We start from the raw sequence: 22508 nt of genomic DNA, 5'->3' as shown, positions 1-22508 counted from the left end.
GGTCCAACCTATGACGCATCCACCGCTCAGGCGTCATCCAACCGCTCCGAAACTCTCCCCTTCGGGTGAAATTGAGGCAACCAACCGACACACCGTGAACGTCCTCGATAACGTCGACGACACATCTCTCACAGCATCCCCTGCCACACCGCACGTGACGCGAGGACCCACGCTGCCCGCCCACCGCCCGCCCCACCTCCCCACTCCGCTGGACGCGTTCAACGCCGCCCCGGACGACGAGGTCGGCGCCCTGCTCCTGCACTGCCTGCGCAGCCTGCGCTGGTCCCGACGACTCGCCGACCACCGCCCCTACCCGGACGTGGAGTCCCTGCTGGCGGCGGCGGACGAGGCGGCCTACGACCTGTCCCCGGCAGACCTCGCCGAGGCCCTGACGAGCGAGTGCCTGCCCGAGCTGCCCGAGGACACCTACTCGGCGGCCCACACGGCCCTGACCGCGGCCCACGCGGCCTACGAGGCCAAGTTCGGACACGTGTTCGTGATCTACCTGGGCGACACGCCCCCGGGCGAGTCCCTGGACCGCGTCCTGGAAGGCATCCGATCACGTTTGGCAAACGATCCGGAGGAAGAACGGGTACTGGCCGCGGAGGAACTGCGGCGACTGGCAAGCGAGCGGCTCGCGCAACTCCTCAGGGGCGCGGGGCAGTGCTCGTCAGCGGCTCCACCGCGGGGCGCGACCAGCCACAGAGAACCCGCACCCGGCGCATGACAGCACCCCCCACCCCGGATGCCCCCGGCTAACCCATACGCGTGCCACTTTGATCACACCGGTAGGCCCGGCGTAAGCCCAGCGGCAGCGCATCGCTACGATGCTGGGGGCCGGTGGACCGTACCCGGCCGGGCCCGACCGACACCAAGCCGGCGCGGCCCCAATCCCCGCTCCCGGAGGGACTTCCGTGCCGGCTGGAACGCTGTACCGCGGCCGGGAAGGAATGTGGTCCTGGGTGGCTCACCGAGTCACCGGCGTCCTCATTTTCTTCTTCCTGTTCGTTCACGTGCTGGACACCGCTCTCGTCCGTGTCTCCCCCGAGGACTACGACAAGGTCGTAGCCACGTACAAGACGCCGATCGTCGCGCTGCTGGAGTACGGCCTCGTGGCCGCCATCCTCTTCCACGCGCTCAACGGCCTGCGCGTCATCGCCGTCGACTTCTGGTCGAAGGGCCCGCGCTACCAGAAGCAGATGCTCTGGACGGTCGTCGGTGTCTGGGTCGTCCTGATGGCCGGGGCCATTTACCCCGTTCTCGGCCACGCCGCTCGTGTCCTGTTCGGGAGCTGACGCAGATGTCGACCACTGAATCCACCGCAGCCGGCGTCGGCCCCGTCGAGGGCGCCCCCCTCTTCAACGTCGACAACCCGGCCCCCCTCATCGAGGCCCCGCGCCAACGCACCAAGAAGTCCCCGAAATCCACCCGGGGCAACTTCGAGATGGCCGCCTGGCTGTTCATGCGGCTGTCCGGCGTCGTGCTGGTCGTCCTGGTCCTCGGCCACCTGCTGATCCAGCTGGTGCTCGACGGCGGCGTGTCGAAGATCGGCTTCGCGTTCGTGGCCGGCCGCTGGGCCTCGCCGTTCTGGCAGGTCTGGGACCTGTTGATGCTGTGGCTTGCGATGCTGCACGGCGCCAACGGCCTGCGCACGGTCATCAACGACTACGCGGAGCGCGCGAACACCCGGCTGTGGCTGAAGGGCCTGCTCTACACCGCCACGGTGTTCACCATCCTGCTGGGCACGCTGGTGATCTTCACCTTCGACCCGAACATCCGCTAGGCACGGGGCTGCGAGAATCATGAAGATCCACAAGTACGACACCGTCATCGTCGGCGCCGGCGGCGCGGGCATGCGCGCGGCCATCGAGTCGACGAAGCGCAGCCGCACCGCGGTCCTGACCAAGCTCTACCCCACCCGCTCCCACACGGGCGCCGCGCAGGGCGGTATGGCCGCCGCGCTGGCCAACGTGGAGGAGGACAACTGGGAGTGGCACACCTTCGACACGATCAAGGGCGGTGACTACCTGGTCGACCAGGACGCCGCCGAGATCCTGGCGAAGGAGGCCATCGACGCCGTCCTCGACCTGGAGAAGATGGGCCTGCCGTTCAACCGGACGCCCAACGGCACGATCGACCAGCGCCGGTTCGGCGGTCACTCCCGCAACCACGGCGAGGCGCCGGTCCGCCGGTCCTGCTATGCGGCCGACCGCACCGGCCACATGATCCTCCAGACGCTGTACCAGAACTGCGTGAAGGAGGGCGTGGAGTTCTTCAACGAGTTCTACGTCCTGGACCAGCTGATCACCGAGGTCGACGGCGTCAAGAAGTCGGCCGGTGTCGTCGCGTACGAGCTGGCCACCGGTGAGATCCACGTCTTCCAGGCGAAGGCCGTCATCTACGCCTCCGGCGGCACCGGCAAGTTCTTCAAGGTGACGTCGAACGCGCACACGCTGACGGGCGACGGCCAGGCCGCCGTGTACCGCCGCGGTCTGCCGCTGGAGGACATGGAGTTCTTCCAGTTCCACCCGACCGGCATCTGGCGCATGGGCATCCTGCTGACGGAGGGCGCCCGTGGTGAGGGCGGCATCCTCCGCAACAAGGACGGCGAGCGCTTCATGGAGAAGTACGCGCCGGTCATGAAGGACCTCGCCTCCCGTGACGTCGTCTCCCGGTCCATCTACACGGAGATCCGGGAGGGCCGCGGCTGCGGTCCCGAGGGCGACCACGTCTACCTCGACCTCACCCACCTCCCGCCGGAGCAGCTGGACGCCAAGCTCCCGGACATCACCGAGTTCGCGCGCACCTACCTCGGTATCGAGCCGTACACGGACCCGATCCCGATCCAGCCCACCGCGCACTACGCGATGGGCGGCATCCCGACGAACGTCGAGGGTGAGGTGCTGATCGACAACACCACGGTGGTGCCGGGCCTGTACGCGGCCGGCGAGGTCGCCTGTGTGTCGGTGCACGGCGCCAACCGGCTGGGCACGAACTCCCTGCTGGACATCAACGTGTTCGGCCGGCGGGCCGGCATCGCGGCGGCCGACTACAGCCACACCGCGGACTACGTGGAGCTGCCGGAGAACCCGGCCGAGTTCGTCGTCTCGCAGATCGAGCGGCTGCGCACCTCGACGGGCAACGAGCGGGTCGCCACGCTCCGCAGGGAGCTGCAGGAGACCATGGACGCCAACGTCATGGTGTTCCGCACCGAGCAGACGATCAAGACGGCCGTGGAGAAGATCGCGGAGCTCCGCGAGCGCTACCGGAACGTCTCGATCCAGGACAAGGGCAGGCGGTTCAACACCGACCTGCTGGAGGCCATCGAGCTCGGCAACCTGCTGGACCTGGCCGAGGTCATGGCGGTCTCCGCCCTGGCCCGCAAGGAGTCGCGCGGCGGTCACTACCGCGAGGACTACCCCAACCGCGACGACGTCAACTTCATGCGCCACACCATGGCGTACCGCGAGGTGGGCGACGACGGCGCCGAGTCCATCCGTCTCGATTACAAGCCGGTCGTCCAGACCCGCTACCAGCCGATGGAGCGTAAGTACTGATGGCAACCCCCGTTCTGGACAAGGCGGACGCGGCCGGCCAGCCCGAGCCCGGCTTCGCCGACTCCCCGTACATCACGGTCACCTTCCGGATCCGCCGCTTCAACCCGGAGGTCTCCGCGGACGCCGTCTGGGAAGACTTCCAGCTGGAGATCGACCCGAAGGAGCGCGTCCTCGACGGCCTCCACAAGATCAAGTGGGACGTCGACGGCACGCTGACCTTCCGCCGCTCCTGTGCGCACGGCATCTGCGGCTCGGACGCGATGCGGATCAACGGCAAGAACCGCCTCGCCTGCAAGACGCTGATCAAGGACATCAACCCCGAGAAGCCGATCACGGTCGAGCCCATCAAGGGCCTGACGGTCCTGAAGGACCTGGTCGTCGACATGGAGCCGTTCTTCCAGGCGTACCGGGACGTGATGCCGTTCCTCATCACGAACGACACCAACGAGCCGACGCGTGAGCGTCTGCAGTCCGCCGAGGACCGCCAGCGCTTCGACGACACCACGAAGTGCATCCTGTGCGCCGCGTGCACCTCGTCCTGCCCGGTCTTCTGGAACGACGGCCAGTACTTCGGCCCGGCGGCGATCGTCAACGCGCACCGCTTCATCTTCGACTCGCGCGATGAGGCGGGCGAGCAGCGCCTGGAGATCCTGAACGACCGCGACGGCGTGTGGCGCTGCCGCACGACCTTCAACTGCACGGACGCCTGCCCGCGCGGCATCGAGGTCACCAAGGCGATCCAGGAGGTGAAGCGAGCGCTGATCACGCGCCGCTTCTGATCCCCACGCCCCTGCCTCAGGGCCCGGTTTCCGCTCGGGAAACCGGGCCCTGTGGTGTTTCGGCAGGTCTGCGCCACTCCCTGGCGCCCGCCGCGCGCATCAGGGCCAGGGCCAGGTCCGGGGCGCCGGAGACCAGGGGGTGGACGAGTTCGACGTAACGGATCTGGCCGGTGAGGGATCTGCGCAGTTGCCTCAGGCTGCGAGCGCCGAAGGAGACACCGCGCCGGCGGTCCACGACACCCGCCGCGAGGGCCAGTCCCTCGATGCCGACCTTGCACACGGTCGACGCGGTCTCACGGCAGGCGTGGATCTCGATGTCGCCCTGCCACAGGCCGAGGACCACCTGGTAGGTCACTCCGGACCCGGTGTACGTGGCCACCGCGAGATGCCGGTCCGGCTCGCCCGCGCCCGGCCCGTCCAGCCCCAGTCGCTCCGCGACCTCGGCGAAGGCCGCCCGCACCTCGCCGAAGAAGGCCTCTGTCCCCGGAATCATCTCCGCCCCCCTACGCAGCAGCCGCCGTGCCGACGGCGGCCCAGCGTAGCGAGGCGGCGGGCGCCGTCTCGGCCCAATGAGTGACCCCGCGGTCAGCCCGCACCGCAAGTGTCATCTCCGCACCTAATCTGATCGCATGTCAGATGACGAGTCGTACGAACTGCTCGGGTTCGACAACGCGCTGTTCCCCGTCGGGGATCTCGCGGATGCCGTCGGCTTCTACGAGCGGGCCGGGTTCACGGTCGGGTTCCGGTTCGACGAGGGCGGGATCGCCCTGCTGAAGGTCGGTGGCGAGACGCCCGGGATCCTGCTGCGGGCCGAGGCCGGGCTGGGGCGGCGGACGCCGGTATGGGCCGCGCCGCGGCTGTGGCTGGAGGTGCCGGACGCGCGGGCGGCGGCGCGGCGGCTGGCCGAGGCCGGCATCGCCGTGCTCGACGCGCCGTTCTCCGTCGCCACCGGATGGACCGTCGAGATCGCCGACCCCTGGGGGAACGTCCTCGGGTTCACCGACTACAGCAAGCGGCCGGAGTTGGCGCGGCGGGCGTGAACGGGGTCACTCCGCCATTGAGTTGAACACGTTCAAAAGCAGGTCTACAGTCATCCCTGTCAGCGTTTTGAACGCGTTCAAGAAGGGGTGGGGCATGGACCGCACGGTCATCGCCTACGTCATCTACCTGCTCGTCAGCATCGGACTGACCATCTGGGTGGCCCGCACGCTCAGCCGCAACGGGCGGATCTTCCTCTCCGACGTACTGCACGGGAACGAACAGCTCGCCGACGCCGTCAACCACCTTCTGGTCGTCGGCTTCTACCTCGTCAACCTCGGCTTCGTCGCGCTGTACCTGCACACCAGCGACACCGTCGACGACACCCGGGGGATCTTCGAGACCCTGTCGGCCAAGCTCGGCGTCGTGCTGCTGGTGCTCGGCGTGATGCACCTCGGCAACGTGTACGTCCTCAACCGGATACGGCGGCGCGGGGTCATGGAGAAGGAACAGCTCCCGCCCGTCCCGCCGCAGGGCTGGACCGCGCCGGCGGCCGGGGCGTGAGCACCGTGCCGGCCACCGACGACCGGGGCGCCTCGCGCGTCCCGGTCCGCGGGCTCACCGTTCTCTACGACGCCGAGTGCACCCTCTGCACCCACCTGCGCGACTGGCTGGCACGGCAGCCGCAGCTGGTGCCGCTCACCCTGGTCCCGGCGGCGTCGGACGAGGCCCGTGCCCGCTTCCCCGGGCTCGACCACTCCGCCACCCTGGACGAGGTCACCGTCGTCGGCGACTCCGGGCAGGTCTACCGGGACACCGCGGCGTGGATCGTCGTCCTGTGGGCGCTCCGGGAGCACCGGCCGCTCGCCCACAGGCTGAGCACCCCGGCCGGAGCCCGGCTGGCCCGGGGCGCGGTGCTCGCCGCCGCCCGGTGGCGGGGCGCCCAGTGGGGCGGCAAGGTCTACCGGCGCGAGGACGGGTGGACGTACGACCCCGGACTCGGGTGGGTGTACGACCCTCCGGGCTGTGCCGGCGGCGTCTGCGCCACTCGTTAGGCTCTGTCCGTGTCCGCGAAGAACGACGGTCCCGTCGAGGCCGATACGCCGAGCAAGTCCGAGCAGACCCGCGCGCTGATCCTGGAGACGGCGATGCGGCTGTTCCGGGAGCGCGGCTACGAGAAGACCACCATGCGGGCCATCGCCACGGAGGCCGGGGTCTCCGTGGGCAACGCGTACTACTACTTCGCCGGCAAGGAACACCTGATCCAGGGCTTCTACGACCAGCTCGCCGCCGAGCACCGGGTGGCGGTCCGCGAGGTCCTGGACCGGGAGACCGACCTGGAGGCGCGGCTCGCGGGAGTCCTCAAGGTGTGGCTGGACATCGCCCTGCCGTACCACGAGTTCGCGGTCCACTTCTTCAAGAACGCCGCCGACCCCGACAGCCCGCTCAGCCCGTTCTCCCCGGAGAGCGAGCACGCGCGCGTGGAGGCGATCAGCGTGCACCGGGAGGTGCTGGCCGGGGCGAAGACCAAGGTCGCACCCGAACTGCGGCACGTCCTGCCGGAGTTGATGTGGCTCTCGCAGATGGGGCTCGTCCTGTACTGGATCTTCGACCGCACCGAGGGGCGCGAACGCAGCTACCGGCTCGCCGAGCGGGGGGCCCGGCTGACCGCGCGAGGCGTCTCCCTCGCACGGTTCCGGGTGCTGCGGCCGCTCGTGCTGGAGGTGCACGAACTCTTCACGGACTTCCTGCCGGGGATGACCCGGGTGCTGCCGGATCCGGCGGTCAAAGGGCGCCGGGGCGAGTGATCACTTTCGGGTGAAGCGGTTCGAAGGGGACAGTGGGGGGCTCGGCTGCCTACGATGATTTCCTCGACACCAGCCTTTGGGAGGCACCTGATGTCCGCAGCAGCCGTCGAGTATCCCGAACGTCCGGCGAGCAAGAGCCGCCCCATGACGCTCACCGAAGCTGCTGACCTGTTCGGGGACCGGATGCCGGGCTACCGCGTCGAGATCATCGGAGGCCAGCTCCTCGTGACCCCACCGCCAGACGGCCCCCACGGGGATGTCCTCACTGACCTCATGGTTCCGTTCCTCGCAGCGGGCCTGCACGGTAAGCAGTCCAGGCTGATTCAGGGCATCGGGCTGTCGCTCCCGGAGGGGCCGGAGGATTACGCGATCCCGGATCTCTCGCTGGTCGACTCTGACTACGCTGAGCACCGTACCGAGAACGGCTGCTACGACCCCGCGTGCTTCCGGCTGGTGCTGGAGGTCACCTCCAACAACCACCAACAAGATCTGCGGACCAAGGTGGCTACCTATGCCCGGGCGATGATCCCCGTCTATGTAATCGTCGACCGGAAACACAAGCGCCTCCACGTCCTCACCGACCTCACCGAGGACGCCTACGCAACCCATCGCGTCCACGCCCCCGGCGAGGTCGTTACCCTGCCCGACCTCATCGGCGCCAAGGTCCACCTGGACGTCGGACAGATCTTGGAGGTGGGGAACCCGACGCCTAACTGATGGCGTCCACCTCCCCCTCCGCCAGCTCCACGTCGTACACCAGCGCCCCCTCCGCCACCGTCACATGCCGGGCCCTCGAGCCGTACGGCGATGACGTCACCGCCAGCAGATACGCACCCGGCGCCGGAACCGACACGATGTAGGAGCCGTCCGCCAGCGACGTCACGCGGTCCAGCTGGCGCCCGCCCTTGGACATCAGGGTCACCGACGCGTCCTCCACCGGGTCGCCGTCCGCCGTGCGGACGAAGCCGTGGATCGCCGTGGCCGGGCCGGTCGGCTCGGCGGGCTCCGGGGCGGCCTCCTCCGACGGCTCCACCGCCAGGTGCGGCAGCCGCTTCTCCAGCCAGTCCGGCAGCCACCAGTTGGACGTGCCGAGCAGATGCATCGCCGCCGGGACCAGTGCCGTACGGAGAATGAACGCGTCGAGCGCCACCGCCGCCGCCAGGCCGACGCCCGCCATCGCCGCGCCCGAGTCGCCGCTCAGGACGAAGGCCAGGAAGACGCAGACCATGATCAGGGCCGCTGAATTGATGACCCGGCTGGTCTCCGCGAGGCCGACCCGGACCGCCCGCGCGTTGTCCCTCGTGTGCACCCACTCCTCGTGCATCCGGCTCACCAGGAACACCTGGTAGTCCATCGAGAGGCCGAAGAGGAGGGACAGCATGATGACGGGGAGGAACGCGTTGATCGGGCCCTCCTTGCCGAGGCCCAGCAGGTCCAGGCCCCAGCCCCACTGGAAGACCGCGACCAGGACGCCGAAGGACGCGGCCGCCGCGATCAGGTTCATCACCGCCGCCGTCAGCGGGACCACCAGCGAGCGGAAGGCGACCAGGAGGAGCAGGAAGCCCAGGCCGATGATCGTGGCGATGAAGAGCGGCAGCCGGTCGCCGGTGACCGAGGCGAAGTCCTTGGACACCGCCGTCACGCCGCCCACGTGGGCCTCCGCGCCCGCCTTCGGGATCACCTGGTCGCGGAGGGTGTCGATGAGGTCGTCGGTCTCTTTGGACTGGGGGGAGGTGGTCGGGATCACCTGGATGACGGTGACGCCCCGCGCGGGCGGCAGCGCGGCGGCCCGGGCGACTCCGGAGGTCGCCTCGATGCCCTGGACCAGCTTCGCCGTGTCACCACCCGCGCTGACCACCTGGAGCGGGCCGTTGAAGCCGGGGCCGAAGCCCTCGGCGAGCAGGTCGTAGGCCTTCCTGGTGGTCGTGGACGCGTCGTCGTTGCCCTGGTCGGTGGCGCCGAGTCGCAGGGACAGGACCGGGATGGCGAGGACCGCCATGACGACCACCGCGAGCGCGGCGATGCGCCTCGGGCGCTTCTCGACGTTCACCGACCAGCGGGCCGCCAGACCGCTCGCCCTCTCCGGTTCGGGGCCCTCGGCGGCCAGCCGGCGGCGCTGGCGGCGGCTGAGGACGCGTGGGCCGAGGAAGCCGAGCAGGGCGGGCAGCAGGGTGGTGGCGGCCAGGACGCTGAGCACCACCGTCAGGGAGGTGCCGATGACCACGCCGTCCAGGAACCGCAGCCGGGTGACCAGCATGCCGGCCAGCGCGATGCAGACCGTGCCGCCCGCGAACAGCACCGCCCGGCCGGAGGTGTTGAGGGCGGTGACCGCCGACTCCTCCGGGTCCATGCCGCGCAGGATGCCCCGGCGGTGCCGGGTGACGATGAACAGGGCGTAGTCGATGCCGACGCCGAGGCCGATCAGGGAGGCGAGCAGCGGGGCGATGTCGGGGATGTTCGTGGTGTGGCTGAGGAGCTGGGTGGAGAACAGGCCCATGCCCACGCCGAAGACCGCGATCGCGATCGGAAGGGTCATCGCGAAGAACGAACCGAACGCCAGGAAGAGGACGACCGCGGCCGCGATGATGCCGACCATCTCGGAGAGGCCCTGCGGCGGCTCCTGGACGCGCTGGATGGCCTGGCCGCCCAGCTCGACCTGCAGACCGCCGCGTTCGGCGTCCTGGGCGGTGTCGACGACCTTCTGGACGACGTCCTTGGGGATCTCGTTCGCCCGCTGGACGAAGGTGAGCTGGGCGTAGGCGATCTTGCCGTCCTGGCTGATCTGCGCGGCTCCCCGGGCACCTTCGTAGGGGCTGGTGACCGCGCCGACGCCCGTCAGTTTCGCGATCGTGTCGAGGGCCGGCTGGATGCGGCTCCGGACCGCCTGGTCCTTGACGGAGCCGTCGGTGACCTTCCAGACCACGGTGTCCGTGTCGCCCGAGGTGTTCGGGAAGGCCTTCTGCATCAGGTCGTACGCGCTCTTGGAGTCCGTGTCGGGGAGGGAGAAGACGTTCGCGTAGTCCGTACCCGCCGTCGAGGCCGAGAAGCCCACGCCGAACAGTGCCCCCACCCACAGCAACAGGACCACCAGCCGGTGCCGATAGCACCACCGTGCCAATGCCGTCACGCTCAACAGCTCCTTGAATCAATTCGGTTCGGTCGGTTGGTCCCCCAGGTCCTGGGCACCAGGATTGGCGGCGACGGGCGCGCCCGGACACGGGGCGCGCATGACTCTCAAGGAACTCCAAAGCTGTGCGCCCCCGGCTGTCGGCGGTCGCGCCGATACTGGGGGCATGACGGCTCCAGGCAGCACCGTGCTGATCGTGGAGGACGAGCCGAGCATCGCGGACGTCCTCGCCATCGCCCTGCGCTACCACCGGTTCGAGGTGATGACGGCCGGTACGGTCCGGGACGCCCTCGCACTGGCCGAGCGCACCCGCCCCGACGCGGCCCTGCTGGACGTGATGCTGCCGGACGGGGACGGCCGGGCCCTGGCACGTGAACTGCGGGCCCGGCAGCCGGACCTGGCGCTGGTCTTCCTGACCGCGCGGGACGCCCCCGCCGAGATAGTCGGCGCGCTCGGCTACGGCGACGACTACATCACCAAGCCGTTCAACATCGACGAGGTCGTCGCCCGGATCGGGGCGGTGCTGCGCCGCACCCGCCCGGCCGACGTCATCCAGCAGCGCCCGCCGCTGCGCTACGGCGACCTGGAACTGGACGAGACGACGTACTCGGTGCACCGGGCCGGCCGCACGGTCGAGCTGACCCCGACCGAGTACGCCCTGCTGCGCTTCCTGGTGCGCAACGGCGGCCGGATCGTCCCCAAGGAGCAACTGCTCAAGCACGTCTGGCAGTACGAGCACGTGCCGTCCGAGTCGACCGTCGTGGAGACCTACATCAGCTACCTGCGGCGCAAGCTGGACACCCTGGGAGCGCCGGTGATCACCACCCGGCGGGGCGTCGGATACGGCCTGGCATGAACGTCGGGAAACGCCGGCACCGGCACGGCATGCACTCGCTGCGCGGCAAGCTGACCCTCGCCAACGTCGGCCTGCTCGCCGTCGGCATCGTGGCGGCGACCACGATCAGCATCATGGGCATGCGGCTGTACCTGCTCGACCAGGTGGACTCCTCGCTGCTTAAGATGCGTGCCTCGCTGGGGAGTTCGGGGCTCACCCTGCGGCAGGTCGACTCGCTGGGCACGCTCGGCGTCATCCGCGACCGGATGGTGCCGGCGGAGTCCGACCCGGCACCGGGCTCGATCTTCGCCGTGGTCGACGCCAAGGGCAGCGCCGTCGAGGTGTTCGACATCGCGCCGACCGAGGCCCAGCGCGGACTGGCGGCCGCCGTGCACGACCCGCGCGCGCTCGCCGCCGCCCCCGACCCGGGCGACGTCACCGTGCACGGCGCGATGTACCGGGTGACGGCGACCCGGCTCGCCGACGGCCCCTACATCCTGCTGGCCACCTCGACCGAGCTGCTGCACGAGGGCATAGCCAAGGCGCTCCGGCTGGACTTCGCCGTCGGCGCGCTGCTGCTGGCGCTGCTGGCCTGCTGGACCATGTTCAGCGTGCGACGCCGGATGCTGCCGCTGGAGGACATGGTGGAGACGTCGTCCGCGATCGCCGAGGGCGACCTGACCCGCCGGGTGCCGTCCAGCCAGCATCCGACGGAGGAGGTCGAGCAGTTGCGGCTGGCCCTCAACTCCATGCTGCACCAGGTGGAGACGGCGTACCGGACCCGCGAGCGCAGCGCGGCCCAGCTGCGCCGGTTCGTCGCCGACGCCTCGCACGAGCTGCGGACGCCGCTCGCCGCCATCCGCGGCTACCTCCAGCTGTACGACAAGGGGATGCTGCGCGAGCCCGGGGAGCGGCGGCGGGCCTGGGACCGGATGCACGGCGAGGTGGACCGGATGGGCCGGCTCGTCGACGAACTGCTGCTGCTGGCGCGGCTCGACCAGCGGCCCGAGATCCGGTTCCGGAACGTCGACGTGAGCCGGCTGGTGCGGGACGCGGCGGAGGATCTGCGGGCCCAGCAGCCGGCGCGGCGGGTGGCGGTGAGCGCCGAGGGGGCGGTGCTGGTGCGGGCCGACGAGTCGGGGCTGCGGCAGGTACTGGGGAACCTGGTGGCCAACGTCCGTACCCATACGCCGGTCGAGGCGGCGGTACGGCTGGGGGTGGAGCGGTCGGACGGGGTGGTGCGGGTCTGTGTCGCCGACGAGGGGCCCGGGCTGGCGGAGGAGGACGCGGCACGGATCTTCGACCGGTTCTTCCGGGTGGGGAGTGCGGAGGGGAGCGGGCTGGGGATGGCGATCGTGCAGGGGGTGGTGGACGCGCATGGCGGGGAGGTGGCGGTGAGTACCTCGCCCGGAGAGGGGCTGGCCGTGACGGTGACGTTGAGGTGCGGGTGAGCCGCGGGTGAGGTTCAGGTGCCGGGGCACTGGTGCTGGGAACCAGCCAGAACCAGCGCCCACACCGTCTTCCCGTGGGAGCCCCTGCTCCATACCCCCCACGCCGCCGCGACCGTCTCCACCAGGTGCAGACCCCGGCCTGCCTCGTCGTCCTCCCGGACGATCCGGAGCCGCGGCTCCACCCGGCCCTCGTCGGAGACCTCGATCAGGCACGAGCCGTCCGCCAGCGCCGTCACCGCGACCTCGAACTCCCGCTCGAGCAGCGGGCCGTGGCGTACGACGTTGGTGGCCAGCTCGGACACCAGGAGCACGGCGTCACCGACCGCCGGGTCGTCCGGGCCGTGGCCCCAGTCGGCCAGATGGTCCCGGACCCGGTGCCGGGCCAGGCCCACGGACGCCGGATGCCGGGGCAGCCGGAAGGAGTTGCGTCTCAGCACGTCTGCTCCTCACCCCACGCACACCTTCGTCACATGGTGCCGCGCCGGGTGTCCGCCCCCGTCAGATCCAGTCCAGACTCCACAGGCGGAACAGGCCCGTGCTGTCCGTGAGGTACTGGGTGCCGCCCACGTCCTCGCTGCTGACGACGTAGTCCGTGCGCTGCCAGAGCGGGATCAGCGGCACGTCGTTCGCGACGTCCGTCTGGATGTTGCGGAAGTCCGCGTCGACGCGGGCACGGTCGGCGTACTGCTGGCTGTTCTGGATGAGGTGGTCGACGGCCTTGTTGCTGTAGCCGGTGCTCATCACCGAGTCGCTGCCGACCAGGGAGGCGCCGAAGGTGTCCGGGTCGGGGTAGTCGGCGACCCAGCCGACCGCCCAGGCGTCCATCTTGCCCGTGGCCCACGACTTCTGGAAGTCGGTCCACTCGTATCCCTTGACGTCGACCTTGAACAGGCCGCCCACCTCCAGCTGCTTCTTCAGCGCGGCGGCCTCCTCGGCTCCCGCGCCGTGGCCGATGCCGTAGCCGAAGGTGAACTCGACCGGGATGCTGACGCCGGCCTGCTCCAGCAGCGCCTTCGCCTTGGCGACGCTCTGCGTGGGGTACTCGTCGAAGAAGGACGTGGTGTGGCCGGTGAGACCGGTCGGGATCAGCGAGTACAGCGGCTCCACCGTCCCGTCGTACACGGTGGCGGCCAGCTCCTCGCGGTTGACCAGCCAGGCCAGCGCACGGCGGACCAGGACGTCGTGCAGGGCGGAGTTCTTACGGGTGTCGAAGTACAGGTTGCGGGTCTCGGCGCTGTCGGACTCCGTGACGCGCTGGTCGGGGTCGCTCGGCGAGAGCTTGGACACCATGGCCGGCGGCAGCGTGCGGGTGGCGACGTCGATCTCCTTCGCCTTGTACGCACTGCTGAGCTTGGCCGAGTCGGCGTAGTAGTCCAGCTTGATGGGACGGCCGGGCCCGCCGAGGTCGCCCTTGTAGTCGCCGTTGGGCTGCAGGGTCGCCTGCTTGCCCTTCGTGTACGACGTCAGGCGGTACGGGCCGGTTCCGTCCACCGAGTTGTCGGTACGCAGGCTGTTCGCCGAGTACTTGTCCCTGTCGACGATCGAACCGGCGCCGGTGGCCACCTTGAACGGGAACGTCGCGTCCGCGGACGACAGATGGAAGGTCACGGTCTTGCCGGAGGCGGTGACCGACGAGAGCGTCGAGAACAGCGAGGCCGGACCGACGTCCGAGTTGATCTTCTTGACCCGGTCGAAGGAGAACTTCACGTCCTCGGCCGTCATCGCCCTGCCGCTCGGGAAGGTGATCCCGTCCCGGATGACGCAGCGGTACGTCTGCAGACCGCTGTCCGTGAAGTCACAGCTCTGGGCCGCGTCCGGGACCGGCTGGACACCGCCCGGCTCGAAGCTGAGCAGCGACTGGAAGACGTTGTTGAACAACGCCCACGAACCGGCGTCGTAGGCGCCTGCCGGATCGAGCGCGGTGACGGCGTCGGTCGTGCCGACGGTGATCGTCTTGTTCTTGTTCTCCTGCGACGGCAGCAGCTGCCAGCCGCCGATCCCCACGATCGCCAGTACCACAAGCGTCACGAGAATCCGCATGCGAACAGATCGCATGGTTGGTGCCCTCCCCAGGGCCCTCACGGACCCGTTCCAGGCCCTACCCAGGCCCTCCACAAGTGCCACTCCCCTAAGTGACGCGGCTCACCTAACCACAGGTGTTTCATGTGGGGGAAGAGTGATCTGGCTAGATGAGGAAGAACTTACCGAGCGCTTGTTTCCCCCGGATTTCACAGCCCCTCCACAGGTGCCCGGAGTTCAGGCCTGCTTCGACGCCGGTTCGACGACCGTGATGCCGGAGGGCGCCATCGTGGAAGCCGGACATCGCCGCCAAAACGAGAGGTCAATGGCGGATTCGGCGGACCTGGCGCGACTCCCTCGAAGGGGCCACGGTTACTTCGATGTTCCTAATCCTCATGACCCGCGACCAGGGCGTCGACACCATGGACCCCGAGGTGTGGGCCGAGATGATGCGGATCAACGTCACCGGCACCGGTCTCGTGATCCGCGAGAGCCTGCCCGCGCTGGTCGCCGCGGGCGGCGGGTCGATCGTCAACGTCTCCTCCCTGGCGGCTTGGCAGCGCGAGGAGTGGCTGGCCGCGTACGCCTCGTCCAAGATCGCCCTGCACGCGCTCACCCGCCACACCGCGCATACGTGGGGCCGGAAGAACATCCGGGTCAACGCCGTCGCCCCCGGGGTCGTCCTCACCGAGAACGTCCGCACCGGCACACCTCCCGAGATCCGCGAGGCCCTGCTGGAGAAGACCGCGCTCCCGCGGCTCGGCGAGCCCGAGGACCTCGCCTCCATGATCGTCTTCCTGCTGTCCGCGGAGGCCGGTTGGATCACCGGCCAGATCCTGTCGGTGGACGGCGGCGTGACCATGCGCGAGTAGCACGGCCCGCTGCCGTGCCACGAGTCCGCACCTTTCGCGATACCTGTCCGCCCCCTCGGCATTCCCACGGCCCCGCCACTGCTACCCGCCTGCGCGAGGCCGCCGCGCGCGCGCCGACGCCTTCCTGCTCGTCACCCCCGAGTACAACGGCACCATGCCCGCCGTACTGAAGAACGCCATCGACTGGCTGTCCCGCCCGTTCGGCGCCGGCGCCCTCGCGGGTTCGCCGACCGCCGTCGTCGGCACCGCCTTCGGCCAGTACGGCGGCGTATGGGCCCAGGACGACGCCCGCAAGTCCGCCGGTATCGCCGGCGCCACCATCCTGGAGGACGCCAAACTCGCGATACCCGGATCGGTGACCCGCTTCGCCGAGACCCACCCCGCCGACGACTCCGAAGCCGTCGCACAGCTCAGGCAGGTGCTGAGCGCCCTCGCCGCCACCGTCGAGACCCCCTCGTCCTGAGCCCCTTGTCCCCGGCACGCTCCGAGCGGAGGCGTTCCGGTGCCGGGTGGAAGGCAGGGACGGCCTTCCACCCGGCGTGACACGTACACGGGGCACACGGGCGGCGCGGGAACGCGTACGACCGCTGGGGGCTCGCAGTCCCTCAGCAGCCCCCTCTCCGCACCGATGGCCGAACACCGCACCGATCAGCCAACTCCCCAGCCCTGCCCCCTAGTTGAGGGTGGGGCTGCACAGTATTCTCAAGCTTGGTTCCCAGTGTCGAAGAAGGCACCGTGCCGTGCCGACAGTCGGGCGAGGGGGGCGGCGGCGGGGCCGAGGTCCTTGACGCTGCCGTCGACGAGGTCGCCGACGACCGCGATCAGTCGGGCTGGGTGGCGTTGATCGTGTCCATGACCCGCTGCGCGAAGCCGCGGCCGGGGATGGGGCCGATGACGAACGCGGCCGAGCCGAGCCGGCGGGACCGGCCCCAGCCCGTCGTCGTGTCCCGCACCAGGCGACGCCACAGGTACCAGTACGGGCCCGCCACCGCGGCCAGGGCGAGGAGCGCGACGGCGGTGATCACCCTGCCGTGCCTCTTCCTATGACGTTCGGCGCAGTGCGCGTACTCCGCGCAACCCGATGCCCCCGATGACCGTCCCCAATACGAAGGAAACGACGGCCAGAGTCAGGTGGACCCAGAAGTACGCCGTGGGGTGGCCGTCGTCGAAGGCGAGCCCGCTGCCGTCCTTGACCAAGTTCTTGATGAAAGTGATCCAGATGAACCAAGACCACACTCCGAACGCGAGCAGGAACCAGGACACCGGGCGGCTGAGCTTCATGGGTCCAGTATCGCCGTCGGCTGTCCGGTTCCGTGTCCGGGGTGGGGTCGGTGGCGGGACTTCGCCCTCCGTGCCGGGTACGTTCTCGTCCGTGTCCGCACCGAAGTCCCCTGCCGGCCGGTCTCTGCTGGTCGCCTCCGCCGCCCTGCTGTCCCTGTCGCTCACCGCGCCGGCCGCGCTCGCCGCGCCCACGCCCTCGACCAGTCCGTCGGCCACTCCCCCGGCGCGCATGTCGTCGGTCGGCGGCACCCGGCTCGGGCAGCCCGGTACCCAGGTCGATCTGGCCGCCGGGGTGCCGGTGCTGCCGAAGGACGTCACGGCCCGTTCCTGGATCGTCTCCGACGCAGAGTCGGGTGAGGTGCTCGCCGCGCACAACGCGCACTGGCGGCTGCCCCCGGCGAGCACCCTGAAGATGCTGTTCGCGGACACCGTGCTGCCGCGGTTCCCGAAGTCGACCCCGCACAAGGTGGTGCCGACCGACCTCGCGGGCATGGGCGCCGGTTCCAGCCTGGTGGGGATAAAGGAGGGCCAGACCTACACGGTCCACGACCTCTGGCTCGGTGTCTTCCTTCGCTCCGGCAACGACGCCGTGCATGTGCTGTCCGCGATGAACGGCGGTGTCGAGCAGACCGTCAAGGACATGCAGTCCCACGCCGACGACCTCCAGGCGCTGGACACGCATGTGGTGAGCCCGGACGGGTACGACGCGGCCGGCCAGGTGTCGTCGGCGTACGACCTGTCGCTGTTCGCCCGGTCCGGACTGCAGAAGAAGGACTTCCGGGAGTACTGCTCGACCGTGCGGGCCGCGTTCCCGGGTGACACGACGAAGAACACCAAGGGCAAGTCGGTGCGTGAGTCCTTCGAGATCCAGAACACCAACCGGCTGCTGAGCGGCGACACCGACGTACCGGTCTACCAGGGCATCGCGGGTGTGAAGAACGGCAACACCACCAACGCGGGCGCCACCTTCACCGGGGTCGCGGAGCGGGGCGGCAGGGTGCTGCTGGTCACCGTGATGAACCCGGAGAAGAAGGAGCACAACGAGGTCTACAAGGAGACCGCCCAGCTGTTCGACTGGGGTTTCCAGGCGGCCGGCAAGGTGACTCCGGTGGGCGAGCTGGTCCCGCCGAAGGGAGCGGTGGACTCCAGTACGCAGCCGGGGGCGACCGCCTCGTCCTCCGGTTCCGGTTCCGACTCCGGGTCCGGTTCCGGGAAGAACTCCGGGTCGAAGCCGGTGGCCGCCGCCTCCGCCGACGGCTCCAGCGGGATCGGGGTCGCGCTGGGGATCGCGGGCGGGGCACTGGTGCTGCTCGTGGGCGCGGCGTTCCTGGTCAACCGCCGTTGGCCGCTGCCGGATCTGGTACGTCGGCGGCCTCGTCCGTGATCTCGGTGCCGCTCTCGGTCGCCGTCCACGCGGCACAGAACAGGACGAGTTTCGAGGTGAAGTTGATCCACAGCAGCAGGGCGACCGGCACGCCGAACGCGCCGTACATGCTCTTCGTGGCGACGCCCTGGATGTAGCCGCTGAGCAGCAGCTTGAGGAGTTCGAAGCCGACCGCGCCGATCAGCGCCGCGACCAGCAGGCGGCGGCGCGGCGGTTCGACCCCGGGCAGCAGGGTGAGGAGGTAGAGCAGCACCAGGAAGTCGGCGACCACCGCGACGACGAACGCGATGATCCGCAGGAGCAGGCTGCCCCAGCTGTGCTGGTCGATGCCGAGCTGTCCCGCCGTCCAGCCGACGGCCGCCGTCGCGATCGTGGACACGGCGAGGGTGACCATCAGCGCTCCGCCGAGACCGATCAGGATGCCGGCGTCCTTGGCCTTGGCGACGATCGGGTTCTGGTCCTTGTCGGGCAGTTCCCACACCGTGCGCAGACAGTCCCGCACCTGGCCGACCCAGCCGATGCCGGTGAACAGCAGGACGGCACCGGCGATGAGACCGACCGTGCCGGCGTTCTGCACCAGCGAGTTGATGTCCAGCTGGTCGGAGATCCCCGGGAACTGGTCCGCGATCTTGCCTTCCAGAGTGTGCTGCCGTGACTCGCTCAGGGTGGCGGCGGCGATCGCGGCGGCCACGGTCAGCAGCGGGAAGAGCGAGATGAAGCTGATGAAGGTCATGGCGGCGGCCAGCCGGGCCCACTTCACCCGGTCGAGCCGCTCGTACGATCGCCACGCGTGCGTGTGCATCAGCCAGCCGACGAGCGGGCCGACGACGGGAAGTTTTCTCAGCCAGTCCATGATCCGACTCTGCCCTCCGCGCGGAAGACAAATGTACGGGTACCCCAGAAGCGCAGAACCGTGGCAAGCGCCATTCCGATGACCGCGCCGGAGACGGTGTCGGCGCGCTGTGAGGTGAGACCGAGGCCGTAGTGGCTGACGGCGAGGCAGAGCAGCTGGACCAGGGCGCCGGCGAGGTTCACCGCGACGAAGACGGCATAGGGGCGCATCCCCGGCAGGCGCGCGTTGCGGTAGGTGCCGCGCGCGTTGCCGACGTAGGCGACCGTGCAGCCCGCCAGGAAGGACAGGGACTTGGCGGTGAGCGGGTCGAGGGCGGCCGGGCCGCGCAGACAGCTGAAGAGGGTGAGGTCGGCGGTGTAGGCGAGCAGGCCGACGGCCGCGAAGCCGATCAGCTCGCGCTGGTGCGCGGTCACCAGTGGGCCACCGCGAGCCCGTACATCGCGAGCCAGGCCAGGCCGATCAGGGCGAGGGCGCGGTCGCGCAGGACGACGTCCTCGGGTTCGCCGGCGGTGCCCCGGTCGGCGAAGACGGCGTAGCGCAGGATCGCCAGGATGAAGGCGACCATGGACAGCTGACGCCACGGCAGCAGGCCCGCGGCGGGAGTGCGGTGGCCCTCCAGGGCCCACAGACAGTAGGCGAGGACGGCGACCCCCGCGGCGAGCTGCCAGACGAAGCGGAGGTAGCCGGTGGTGTATTCGGTGAGCAACGCGCGCGTGGCGCCCGCTTTGCCTGCCAGTTGCACGGCCTCGGAGTAGCGCTTGGCCGACACCATGAAGAGCGCGCCGAAGCCGGTGGTGATCAGGAACCAGCGGGACAGCGGGATGCCGAGCGCGATCCCGCCGATCACCGCCCGCATCAGGAAGCCGGTGGTGACGACGACGAGGTCGACCACCAGGACGTGCTTCAGGGCGACGCAGTACGCCAGTTGCATGCCCAGGTAGGCGATCAGGAGGGCCGGGACGAGGGGCGGGGCCAGCCAGGCCGCGAGCAGCGGTCCCAGGACGGCCAGGACGCCTCCTGCCACGTAGGCGACGGGGACCGGGACCTGACCCGCGGCGACCGGGCGGCGGCACTTGGTGGGGTGGGCGCGGTCGGCGTCCGCGTCCCGGGCGTCGTTGATCAGGTAGACCGCGGCGGCGCAGGCCGTGAAGAGGACGAAGGTGAGGGTGAGGGTGAGGAGCGCGTGCGTGGAGAAGAGCCGGCCGGCGGCGGCCGGGGCGGCGATGACGAGGCTGTTCTTGACCCACTGCTTGGGGCGGGTGGTCTTCAGCAGGCCCTTGAGCAGACCGCCGGGGGTGACCCGCGCGCGGGCCGGTCCGTGTGCCGGTTCGTGCGCCGGTTCGTGCGGCCGGGTGGGGTGGCCGCGCTGCTCGTGCAGATTCGTTTCACCTGCGCCGTCGGCCGTCGCTTCGGTGGCGGCCGCCGTCGCTTCGATGGAGTCGGCGGTCGCTTCGGTGGCGGCGTGCGCGGTCTCGGTCACCCACGCCTCCCCGCGCACGCGGAACCCGGCACTCCCCCGCGCATCCACCGCGCCCCGGCGCGCGCCGTGAGCGCCCCCAGGGCCGCGCCCGCGGCGACGTCCGACGGGTAGTGCACACCGACGACGAGCCGGGAGAGGCACATGGCGGCCGCCAGGGGCGCGAGGGCGGGCGCGCCGAGCGCCCCGAAGGCGACGGCGGCGGCCGCGGCGGAGGTGGCGTGCGAGCTGGGGAAGGAGTGCCGGCCCGCGGTACGCACCCGAGGCCGCACATGCGCGGGGCGCGCACGGCGCACGAGCCGTTTGACGCCCATGCTGCCGAGGTGCGCGCCCGCGACGAGCGCCGTGCCGCGCAACCAGGCGCCGCGTCGCACGCCGTCCACGGCGGCCCCGGCGAGGCCGGCCGCGAGCCAGAGCGTGCCGTGCTCACCGGCGACGGAGAGACCGCGCGCGGCGGACGCGACGCGTGGATCGGCACCGCAGGCGTGCAGTGCGGAGAGGATCCGGTGGTCCATGTCGTCCATTGGACTCACTGTTCACCTTGATCCCGCCAAAGCTACGACCATATTGAGCGACATTCCGATAATCACCCGTTTCGGGGAGTCAGGTGATCTTCCGTAACCAATCACCAATAGCACCCATAACACCCATACGGCAGCGATACGGTCGTCCTCATGCCTGGAAAGCCTGGCGGGCCCGCAGGTCCCGCCGAGTCCGCACCCCCCGGAACCACCGTCTCGGTCACCGGCTGGGGCCGCACCGCCCCCACCGCCGCCCGCCTGATCCGTCCCCGGACCTACCAGGAGGCGGCGAACGCGATCCGGAACTGCGGGGTACGCGGCGGCATCGCGCGGGGCCTGGGGCGCGCGTACGGGGACGCGGCGCAGAACGCCGGCGGCGCCGTGCTCGACATGACGGGCCTCGACCGCATCCACGCCATCGACGCCGACGGCGGCACCCTCCTGTGCGACGCGGGGGTCTCCCTGCACCGCCTGACGGAGGTGCTGCTGCCGCTCGGCTGGTTCGTCCCGGTGACCCCGGGGACCCGCCAGGTGACGGTGGGCGGCGCGATCGGCGCCGACATCCACGGCAAGAACCACCATGTCTCGGGATCCTTCTCCCGTCACGTGCTGTCCTTCGAACTCCTCACCGCAGACGGCCAGGTCCGCACGGTGAGCCGCGGCACCCCGCTGTTCGACGCGACGGCCGGCGGCATGGGTCTGACCGGAGTGATCCTCACGGCGACCGTCCGCCTCCTCCCGGTCGAGACGTCGTACATGACGGTCGACACCGAACGTGCCACCGACCTCGACGACCTGATGCACCGCCTGACCACCACGGACCACCGCTACCGCTACTCGGTCGCCTGGATCGACCTGCTGGCGCGCGGGGCGGCGACCGGGCGCGCGGTGCTCACGCGGGGCGACCACGCGCCCCCGGAGGCGCTCGGCGAGGACTCGCGCGCCGGGCGTGCACCACTCGCCTTCCACCCCCGTCAGCTCCCGGCCGCCCCCGCGTTCGTCCCCGAGGGCCTCCTGGGCCGCACCACCGTCGGTCTCTTCAACGAACTCTGGTACCGCAAGGCGCCACGCGCGCGTACCGGCCAACTCCAGCGCATCTCCGCGTTCTTCCACCCCCTGGACGGCGTCCCGCACTGGAACCGCGTCTACGGCCGCGGCGGCTTCGTGCAGTACCAGTTCGTCGTCGGCTACGGCCAGGAGGACGCCCTGCGCCGGATCGTGGCCCGTATCTCCGAGCGGCGCTGCCCGTCCTTCCTGGCCGTCCTCAAGCGCTTCGGCGACGCCGACCCCGGCTGGCTCTCCTTCCCCGTGCCCGGCTGGACCCTCGCGCTCGACATCCCGGCCGCGCTGCCCGGCCTCGGCGCGTTCCTCGACGACCTGGACGAGGAGGTCGCGGGCGCCGGCGGCCGCGTCTACCTCGCCAAGGACGCCCGGCTCCGCCCTGACCTGCTCGCCGCGATGTATCCACGGCTCGCCGACTTCCGCGCCCTGCGTGCGGAGTTGGACCCGCGCGGGGTGTTCGTCTCCGACCTGTCCCGCCGTCTCGGCCTCTAGGAGCTGATCGCT

At 70.2% G+C, this 22508-nt stretch carries 24 protein-coding genes and 2 pseudogenes; 16 read left to right on the top strand and 10 right to left on the bottom strand.

The features are described 5' to 3' along the window. Window positions 1-154: 154 nt before the first annotated feature. The 5 genes from ACWGJB_RS08395 (at window position 155) to ACWGJB_RS08375 (ending at window position 4336) form a co-directional block, all read left to right on the top strand. Window positions 155-727, top strand: coding sequence for a 2-oxo-4-hydroxy-4-carboxy-5-ureidoimidazoline decarboxylase (locus tag ACWGJB_RS08395; RefSeq protein WP_453379415.1), 573 nt, complete (start codon window positions 155-157; stop codon window positions 725-727). A 187-nt stretch (window positions 728-914) separates the two neighbouring features. After that, window positions 915-1295 (top strand): succinate dehydrogenase, cytochrome b556 subunit, encoded by a 381-nt coding sequence (sdhC, locus tag ACWGJB_RS08390; RefSeq protein ID WP_043406142.1) that lies wholly within the window; start codon window positions 915-917, stop codon window positions 1293-1295. Window positions 1296-1300: 5 nt separating this feature from the next. Next, a complete protein-coding gene (locus ACWGJB_RS08385) occupies window positions 1301-1783 on the top strand; it encodes a succinate dehydrogenase hydrophobic membrane anchor subunit (protein WP_453379414.1) in 483 nt (160 codons plus the stop codon). 19 nt (window positions 1784-1802) lie between these two features. Next, window positions 1803-3557: a succinate dehydrogenase flavoprotein subunit gene (gene sdhA, locus ACWGJB_RS08380; RefSeq protein ID WP_453379413.1), complete on the top strand. Its 1755-nt coding sequence runs from the start codon at window positions 1803-1805 to the stop codon at window positions 3555-3557. Beyond that, window positions 3557-4336, top strand: coding sequence for a succinate dehydrogenase iron-sulfur subunit (locus ACWGJB_RS08375; protein WP_453379412.1), 780 nt, complete (start codon window positions 3557-3559; stop codon window positions 4334-4336). Before sdhA ends, ACWGJB_RS08375 begins: the two co-directional genes overlap by 1 nt. 16 nt (window positions 4337-4352) lie before the next feature. On the opposite strand, the gene ACWGJB_RS08370 is transcribed toward ACWGJB_RS08375, so the two are convergent. Then, a complete protein-coding gene (locus ACWGJB_RS08370) occupies window positions 4353-4829 on the bottom strand; it encodes a hypothetical protein (RefSeq protein WP_453379411.1) in 477 nt (158 codons plus the stop codon). Between the two features lie 136 nt (window positions 4830-4965). Between ACWGJB_RS08370 and ACWGJB_RS08365 the strand changes: the two genes are divergently transcribed. From ACWGJB_RS08365 to ACWGJB_RS08345, 5 genes are all read left to right on the top strand, one after another. Continuing rightward, window positions 4966-5376: a VOC family protein gene (locus ACWGJB_RS08365; RefSeq protein ID WP_453379410.1), complete on the top strand. Its 411-nt coding sequence runs from the start codon at window positions 4966-4968 to the stop codon at window positions 5374-5376. Between the two features lie 94 nt (window positions 5377-5470). Next, window positions 5471-5878, top strand: a complete 408-nt coding sequence (locus ACWGJB_RS08360; RefSeq protein ID WP_453379409.1) for a hypothetical protein — start codon at window positions 5471-5473, stop codon at window positions 5876-5878. Next, window positions 5875-6369, top strand: coding sequence for a thiol-disulfide oxidoreductase DCC family protein (locus tag ACWGJB_RS08355; RefSeq protein ID WP_453379408.1), 495 nt, complete (start codon window positions 5875-5877; stop codon window positions 6367-6369). The genes ACWGJB_RS08360 and ACWGJB_RS08355 overlap by 4 nt, the downstream gene beginning before the upstream one ends. Window positions 6370-6378: 9 nt before the next feature. After that, a complete protein-coding gene (locus tag ACWGJB_RS08350) occupies window positions 6379-7122 on the top strand; it encodes a TetR family transcriptional regulator (RefSeq protein ID WP_453379407.1) in 744 nt (247 codons plus the stop codon). A gap of 90 nt (window positions 7123-7212) precedes the next feature. Beyond that, window positions 7213-7839, top strand: a complete 627-nt coding sequence (locus ACWGJB_RS08345; RefSeq protein ID WP_453379406.1) for a Uma2 family endonuclease — start codon at window positions 7213-7215, stop codon at window positions 7837-7839. On the opposite strand, the gene ACWGJB_RS08340 is transcribed toward ACWGJB_RS08345, so the two are convergent. Next, window positions 7832-10240 (bottom strand): MMPL family transporter, encoded by a 2409-nt coding sequence (locus tag ACWGJB_RS08340; protein ID WP_453379472.1) that lies wholly within the window; start codon window positions 10238-10240, stop codon window positions 7832-7834. The two genes, ACWGJB_RS08345 and ACWGJB_RS08340, sit on opposite strands and share 8 nt — an antisense overlap. A gap of 175 nt (window positions 10241-10415) precedes the next feature. Between ACWGJB_RS08340 and ACWGJB_RS08335 the strand changes: the two genes are divergently transcribed. Both ACWGJB_RS08335 and ACWGJB_RS08330 read left to right on the top strand, forming a co-directional pair. Next, a complete protein-coding gene (locus ACWGJB_RS08335) occupies window positions 10416-11105 on the top strand; it encodes a response regulator transcription factor (RefSeq protein ID WP_453379405.1) in 690 nt (229 codons plus the stop codon). Then, window positions 11102-12535, top strand: coding sequence for a sensor histidine kinase (locus ACWGJB_RS08330; RefSeq protein ID WP_453379404.1), 1434 nt, complete (start codon window positions 11102-11104; stop codon window positions 12533-12535). The genes ACWGJB_RS08335 and ACWGJB_RS08330 overlap by 4 nt, the downstream gene beginning before the upstream one ends. Before the next feature lie 14 nt (window positions 12536-12549). On the opposite strand, the gene ACWGJB_RS08325 is transcribed toward ACWGJB_RS08330, so the two are convergent. After that, a complete protein-coding gene (locus ACWGJB_RS08325) occupies window positions 12550-12972 on the bottom strand; it encodes an ATP-binding protein (RefSeq protein ID WP_453379403.1) in 423 nt (140 codons plus the stop codon). 61 nt (window positions 12973-13033) lie between these two features. Next, entirely contained in the window at window positions 13034-14590 is a 1557-nt protein-coding gene (locus ACWGJB_RS08320; protein WP_453379402.1) for an ABC transporter substrate-binding protein, read from the bottom strand. 344 nt (window positions 14591-14934) lie between these two features. Here ACWGJB_RS08320 and ACWGJB_RS08315 point away from each other — a divergent pair, with 344 nt between their 5' ends. Together ACWGJB_RS08315 and ACWGJB_RS08310 are read left to right on the top strand one after the other, a co-directional pair. After that, entirely contained in the window at window positions 14935-15426 is a 492-nt protein-coding gene (locus ACWGJB_RS08315; protein WP_453379401.1) for an SDR family NAD(P)-dependent oxidoreductase, read from the top strand. A gap of 71 nt (window positions 15427-15497) precedes the next feature. Further along, window positions 15498-15889, top strand: a pseudogene (locus tag ACWGJB_RS08310) (NAD(P)H-dependent oxidoreductase); the annotation flags it as partial. 248 nt (window positions 15890-16137) lie between these two features. Here the strand turns inward: ACWGJB_RS08310 and ACWGJB_RS08305 are convergent. After that, a pseudogene (locus ACWGJB_RS08305) lies at window positions 16138-16319 on the bottom strand (metallophosphoesterase); the annotation flags it as partial. Between the two features lie 148 nt (window positions 16320-16467). Next, on the bottom strand, window positions 16468-16707 hold the full coding sequence (locus ACWGJB_RS08300; RefSeq protein ID WP_360487833.1) for an SCO4848 family membrane protein: 240 nt from the start codon (window positions 16705-16707) through the stop codon (window positions 16468-16470). A 91-nt stretch (window positions 16708-16798) separates the two neighbouring features. Between ACWGJB_RS08300 and ACWGJB_RS08295 the strand changes: the two genes are divergently transcribed. Then, complete coding sequence (locus tag ACWGJB_RS08295) at window positions 16799-18091, top strand: D-alanyl-D-alanine carboxypeptidase family protein (RefSeq protein WP_453379400.1); 1293 nt, start codon at window positions 16799-16801, stop codon at window positions 18089-18091. On the opposite strand, the gene ACWGJB_RS08290 is transcribed toward ACWGJB_RS08295, so the two are convergent. The 4 genes from ACWGJB_RS08290 to ACWGJB_RS08275 form a co-directional block, all read right to left on the bottom strand. Continuing rightward, window positions 18039-18944: a YihY/virulence factor BrkB family protein gene (locus tag ACWGJB_RS08290; protein ID WP_453379399.1), complete on the bottom strand. Its 906-nt coding sequence runs from the start codon at window positions 18942-18944 to the stop codon at window positions 18039-18041. The two genes, ACWGJB_RS08295 and ACWGJB_RS08290, sit on opposite strands and share 53 nt — an antisense overlap. Beyond that, complete coding sequence (locus tag ACWGJB_RS08285; RefSeq protein ID WP_453379398.1) at window positions 18932-19357, bottom strand: GtrA family protein; 426 nt, start codon at window positions 19355-19357, stop codon at window positions 18932-18934. The genes ACWGJB_RS08290 and ACWGJB_RS08285 overlap by 13 nt, the downstream gene beginning before the upstream one ends. Continuing rightward, the gene (locus ACWGJB_RS08280) at window positions 19354-20322 is read right to left on the bottom strand and encodes a decaprenyl-phosphate phosphoribosyltransferase (protein ID WP_453379471.1); all 969 of its coding nucleotides are present in this window, start codon (window positions 20320-20322) and stop codon (window positions 19354-19356) included. Before ACWGJB_RS08280 ends, ACWGJB_RS08285 begins: the two co-directional genes overlap by 4 nt. Window positions 20323-20420: 98 nt before the next feature. After that, a complete protein-coding gene (locus ACWGJB_RS08275) occupies window positions 20421-20945 on the bottom strand; it encodes a phosphatase PAP2 family protein (RefSeq protein WP_453379397.1) in 525 nt (174 codons plus the stop codon). 150 nt (window positions 20946-21095) lie between these two features. On the opposite strand from ACWGJB_RS08275, the gene ACWGJB_RS08270 reads away from it, so the two are divergent. Further along, complete coding sequence (locus tag ACWGJB_RS08270; protein WP_453379396.1) at window positions 21096-22496, top strand: FAD-binding protein; 1401 nt, start codon at window positions 21096-21098, stop codon at window positions 22494-22496. The last annotated feature ends 12 nt before the right edge of the window (window positions 22497-22508 follow it).

The sequence above is a fragment of the Streptomyces sp. NPDC054813 genome, assembly GCF_053611365.1.
Note: the sequence above shows the minus strand (reverse complement) of the source record. Positions and strands in the feature narration are given on the sequence as shown.